The following is a 3,792-nucleotide window of genomic DNA, read 5'->3' on the forward strand; positions in this document are numbered from 1 at the left end:
CGCGGTCCCGGACGTCCTTCGGGTATGGCTTTCGCATAACGGGTTCAAATCTTCCAAATATGGAAGTCTCGGTCAAACCCGGAGCGGTTCACTCACACTGAGCCATGGCAAGAAAAACCGCATCCGCCACCTGCCAATTCCACGACCCGCTCGCGCAACGCTGCACCATCGACCAACCCCGCACCACCCGAGAACACCTCCTCACCCTCCTGGAGCACCACGCGCACGGCCCGCTCAACCTGGACCACCTCCAGCGCCCGGACACCACGACCCACACCGCCCTGAACCTCCTCGCCCACCTCCTCGACGTCCGGCCCGCCACGCTCCGCCGCCACCTGCACGGCACCCGCCGGCCGACTGGCCGCAAGCTGCGTAGCGCGGTCACCGCCCTGTTCCGGCGGGAGTTCTGCGCTCAGAACCAGCTCGACGACGAGGTCCGGCGGGTTCGCGAGGAGTCAGGCCGGGCCCGTCGCCGTGCCGTCCTCGCAGCCCGCGAGGCAGAGGATCAGTGGCTGCGGCAGGAGGTCCTCAAGCGCTACCTTGAGAGCTGACTGTCCTGTGCCACCGATCCTTAACCGATTGCCACTGAAGTTGGACCACTGCATGGTTCGTGCCATCGAACCTAGACCGCCCTGGTCAGGGCTTCGCCGAGCGGTGTCAGCCCCTTGCTAGATGATCTGGTCATGCTGATTGCGACCAACGAGCGCGGCCACGTGGTGAAACGCCCGTCCAAGCCGGCCATCGGGACGATGCTGGCCAACCTGCAGCGGGGAAACGCCCACATGGTCCTGGAGCGGGTGGACGAGGGGCAGCTCGGAAGCTGGTACATCCAGGTCCGGCTCCGCGAGAACAACACCTTCCAGCTCGAATACAGGGACGGCGTGGCTGAGCTGCACTATCAGACACTGACGATCTCCCAGGAGAAGGTCCTCGGGGCGCTGCTCGGCTGGGCTGGCGCGAAGCCGGGCTGGCGGGACGGCTTCATGTGGAACAACATCGGTGACCAGTTCGGCCCCAGTGACTCTGAATCCCCGGAGCGGTCCGGCGGCACGAAGCCGTCGACTGGCCCGGAACCTGTCTGACCAGGGCGGTCAAGGTTCGATGGCACGAACAGCGCAGTGGTCCAACTTCAGTGGCAATCGGTCAAGGCTCGGTGGCACAGGACACCGACCAAGGGCCCGGCCGGGCGGGCCGGCACTGCAACGCGAGGTGCAACACGGGTGCAACGCGGGGTGCAACACAACGACAGCGTTGCGCCCCTGAGTGTGTCCTGAACGTGAAAGGGAGTTGGTGGTAGCGAACTTCGGATTGCGGTGCTGTACGAGAGATGAAGGTTTTGGCCCTTCGGAGCCGTCCTGCGGGGGAAGGCTTCAAACCGCCTCATGCTGCGTTGGCTGAAGACCGTCGTGGTGAACGATGAGGAAAAGGCGTCCGAGAGGCGTCAGGTGGGGACCGGAAAGACGAACGCGAGTGAATCACTGCTGACGTGTCGAAATGCAACTAGACGACATCAAAACCGGGGCGTTCAGGGGCCCCCGGGAGAAGCCTGGCGGGTGCCCGTCTATTGGCCAGGCGGTGTCCGGCATGGAGGTGACGTGAGTCCGGTCTGCTGCTCTCGTGCGGAACAGGAGAAGGCAGGTCCTGATACTCCCCGCCTTTGGCGGGGGAGAGGGAGTGCTCCAAGCGGTAGAGCAACCGCAAGGGGTCGAGTACCGATGCGGGGCCTGCTGGCGGACCGGCTCGTAGTAGTGACGAAACCCCTGTAACGGGGGTGGAGCGAAGGGGCCGGGCCGCTCGTGACTGAGTTGATCACATCAACCGGATGCTCTCCGGGAGGAGTGGGATGAGCCAGTTGAAGTCTCAGATCAAGCCGTTTGACATTTCAAAATGGGAAGTTGCGAGGGCATGGGAGGAGGTCAGGGCTAACAAGGGCGCCCCGGGAGTGGACGGTCAGAGTATCGCCGACTTCGAGAAGGACCTTCAGGGAAACCTGTACAAGGTCTGGAATCGCATGTCGTCGGGCTCGTACTTTCCGCCTCCGGTACGCGCGGTGGAGATCCCTAAGTCTCACGGCGGCGGCACGAGAATGCTCGGCATTCCCGCTGTCGCCGACCGGGTGGCACAGACCGTGGTGGCACGGCATCTGTCGCTGAGGGTGGAACCGATTTTCCATCCGGACAGTTACGGATACCGGCCCGGACGGTCGGCCTTGGATGCGGTGGGAAAATGCCGGGAACGGTGCTGGAGACGCGACTGGGTGGTCGAGCTCGACATCCGGAAGTTCTTCGACAGCGTGCCCTGGGACCTGCTGGTCAAGGCCGTGGATGCTCACACCGACGCCGTTTGGGTGAAGTTGTACGTGCGCCGGTGGCTTGCCGCCCCGCTCGTCCTGCCCGACGGCCAGCTGGTGGCACGGGAGCGCGGGACGCCGCAGGGCGCCCCGGTCTCTCCCGTCCTGGCGAACCTGTTCCTGCACTACGCGTTCGACACCTGGATGGCCCGGAGGTTCCCGGGCGTGCAGTTCGAGCGCTACGCGGACGATGCGGTCCTGCACTGTGTCTCCGAGGGCCAGGCCCGCGAGGTCCTGGCATCGCTGCGGGAGCGGATGGTCGAGGTCGGGCTGGAACTCCACCCGGACAAGACCCGGATCGTGTACTGCAAGGACGGCGTGCGCCGCGGCTCGTACGAGCACGAGGCGTTCACGTTCCTCGGGTACACGTTCCGTGCGAGGAAGAACCGGAGTCGGCACGGGAACCTGTTCCTGTCGTTCGAGCCGGCCATCAGCAGGGAAGCCCTGACCAGGATCGGTCGGGAGGTGCGGTCATGGCACCTTCATCGCCGCTCCGAGTTGACCTTTCAAGAGCTCGCCCGGCGGATCAACCCCGTGCTGGCGGGCTGGATCAACTACTACGGCCGGTTCCGGCCGTGGGAGTTGCAAGCCTTCGCTCTGCGCATCAACGTCTACCTGGTGCGCTGGATTCGGAAGAAGTACAAGCGGTTCTCGGGCAAGCGGAAGGCGATGGCGAAGCTCAGGGAGATCGCGCAGCGATACCCCCGGATGTTCGCCCACTGGCGCCTGTCATCCGTTCAGAACGTCCTGCTGATCTGAGATCAGAGCGGCAAGAGCCGTGTAACGGGAGACTGTTACGCACGGTTCTGTGAGGGCCGGGAGGTGAGACTCCTCCCGGCTACTCGACCCTGCGAAAACGCACAGGAGTTTGGCCTCGGGGGTCGTGTTGCACCCCCGCGTTGCACCTGGCTACGACCTCACCGCTGGCCTGTGGTCGGTTGCTCCTGATTCCCTGCGCTGCCCGCCCGCCCGCCCGCGCTGCTGCGCCTTGGTCGCGGTCCGGGCTCGCCCTGCTTGGTCCTGCGTACCGGGCAGGGGGCGCTCTGGTCGCTCGTCAGGCGGTCGTGGTGGTCCGGTGGCCAGGGCGCTAGGCTCGTCGCTGCGGCAAAGGTAGTAGATAAGGGGTTGGGCCGCGGTGTCGCACTTCGATTCCTTCGAGTAAAAGGACACGTCGTGCCCACTCCTGGTGTGTTGAGGGTCTTCCTCCCTGCGCTCTCGCTCCTGCCCCTGCTGCTGTTCGTCTTGCTGTCGGCGCCGGCGTGGGTTTGCTGGCCCTTCATGCCGGAACGAAAGCAGAGGGTCATGATCGAGGTGGTGCAGAAGTTGATCGACTGGACGCGCGCGTGCGCTACTGACCTCGGCGCTTCAAGGTGATTGGCCTGTTTGTGTAGCTGACTGACGGTCATCTGCGCGCTATGCCGTTGGTATGCGTTATGCGGATG

The 3,792-nt window shown here is 64.6% G+C and carries 3 protein-coding genes; all 3 read left to right on the forward strand.

Annotation, left to right across the window (positions count from 1 at the left end; translation table 11 throughout):
* The first annotated feature begins 104 nt into the window (after positions 1–104).
* The 3 genes from ACIG5E_RS39130 (at position 105) to ltrA (ending at position 3,109) form a co-directional block, all read left to right on the forward strand.
* Complete coding sequence (locus tag ACIG5E_RS39130; RefSeq protein ID WP_396542036.1) at positions 105–551, forward strand: hypothetical protein; 447 nt, start codon at positions 105–107, stop codon at positions 549–551.
* A gap of 132 nt (positions 552–683) precedes the next feature.
* Positions 684–1,082: a hypothetical protein gene (locus ACIG5E_RS39135; RefSeq protein ID WP_396542038.1), complete on the forward strand. Its 399-nt coding sequence runs from the start codon at positions 684–686 to the stop codon at positions 1,080–1,082.
* 761 nt (positions 1,083–1,843) lie between these two features.
* Entirely contained in the window at positions 1,844–3,109 is a 1,266-nt protein-coding gene (gene ltrA / locus ACIG5E_RS39140) for a group II intron reverse transcriptase/maturase (RefSeq protein ID WP_396542040.1), read from the forward strand.
* The last annotated feature ends 683 nt before the right edge of the window (positions 3,110–3,792 follow it).

Origin of the sequence: Kitasatospora sp. NPDC053057, from assembly GCF_044546945.1 — a bacterium.
Lineage (GTDB): Bacteria > Actinomycetota > Actinomycetes > Streptomycetales > Streptomycetaceae > Kitasatospora.

Bases quoted from the DNA above. Each gene is read 5' to 3' on its own strand.
- ACIG5E_RS39130 (WP_396542036.1), top strand. From the start codon at position 105: ATGGCAAGAAAAACCGCATCCGCCACCTGCCAATTCCACGACCCGCTC.
- ACIG5E_RS39135 (WP_396542038.1), top strand. From the start codon at position 684: ATGCTGATTGCGACCAACGAGCGCGGCCACGTGGTGAAACGCCCGTCC.
- ltrA (WP_396542040.1), top strand. From the start codon at position 1,844: ATGAGCCAGTTGAAGTCTCAGATCAAGCCGTTTGACATTTCAAAATGG.